The sequence below is a fragment of the Vibrio hibernica genome, assembly GCF_015223435.1.
In the GTDB taxonomy this organism is placed as follows: Bacteria; Pseudomonadota; Gammaproteobacteria; order Enterobacterales; family Vibrionaceae; genus Vibrio; species Vibrio hibernica.
Genome location: NZ_VHKO01000129.1, coordinates 1 through 1,187 on the forward strand (window position 1 = coordinate 1; position 1,187 = coordinate 1,187).

A 1,187-nucleotide genomic window follows, 5' to 3' on the forward strand; every position below is an offset into this window, starting at 1 on the left:
CACGGCTAGAGCATTTTAATTCCAGATTTTAAAAGAACCGAGCGGTACTCATCATCAAGAGCCGCTATCTTCTTCTTTCTTACCATGCTGATGTTTTTACTTGTGTCTTGTTTAAAAAGGCTTAGTGCGATTTTCCTCAGGACATTGAAAGCTAAAGCTCCTGTGCCTCTGCGGATGCGTGACTCATCTTCTCTAAACGTTACATCTAACATCCAATGCATACTTTCTACCTGCCAGTGGCTTCTTACTGCATCCAATGCTTGTTGCGCGTTGAGGGCTAATGAACTGATATACCATCGAGTTTCTTCCGATTTTTTACCACTTAATTTTTCTTCAACTGTGGCGGTTACTTTGATTACACTCTGCAAGCCATCCCAACGAAAACCTTTGTCTAACCAGCTTCTATCAATGATTAACTGCGCACAATGACGAGTTTCAATGCGTCCATGACCTGCACTTACGTCGCTGAACTCGTCATATGTTTCAGGCGTTGTACCTTCTCGCATTGATTTGTGCCACCAAGCTTCAAGCTCTGCCTTCATTCCTGAGTGATTGCCTTTTAAGGCCAATACGTAATCCGCTTTACCTTTAACAATCTGCTTCGCAATGTCTTTTTGACACCCCATAGCGTCTAGCGTGATGATACAGTTCTCAATATCAAGTAATGTGAGTAACCTTGGGATAGCCGATATCTCATTGCTCTTCTCATCAACCGCGACTTGCCCGAGAACGAGCTGATGTTGACAACTCCAAGCGCTGACCGCATGGAGTGGATTTCGCCTGTCGCGCGTATCAAAAGAGCGTCGAGCTGTTTTGCCATCAATGGCAATAACATCACTCCCTGTAGACTCAATAAGACAGCTCATCCAGCGCTGAAACGCTGTCTCTATTTCTTCTGGCTTAAGACGGCATATAACGCGAGCGATGGTATCATGGCGTGGAATACCATATTCAAAGGGACGATAACGTCGAAGCCAATCTAGACGATGAATGCCAAAATCTTCAATTTGCTCCCAGCCTTCGGCTCCTGATAGAACAGCACTGACGGCTAAAAGGATAATATCGAGAAGCTCATGTCGTTTGCATCGGTCAATACGTGGGTCTTCAATGGCTTCAAAATGTTGGAGAAAAGAGTCGGTCATGCTTTAAACGCTACAATAAGTGATTACTCATTGCTCTGATCGCCT

General features: G+C 44.5%; 1 protein-coding gene. It reads right to left on the minus strand.

The features are described 5' to 3' along the window. Positions 1–5: 5 nt before the first annotated feature. Positions 6–1,142 carry an ISAs1 family transposase gene (locus tag FH976_RS15790; RefSeq protein ID WP_194091726.1) on the minus strand — a complete coding sequence of 379 codons (1,137 nt, stop codon included), beginning with the start codon at positions 1,140–1,142 and terminating at the stop codon, positions 6–8. Positions 1,143–1,187 lie beyond the last annotated feature (45 nt).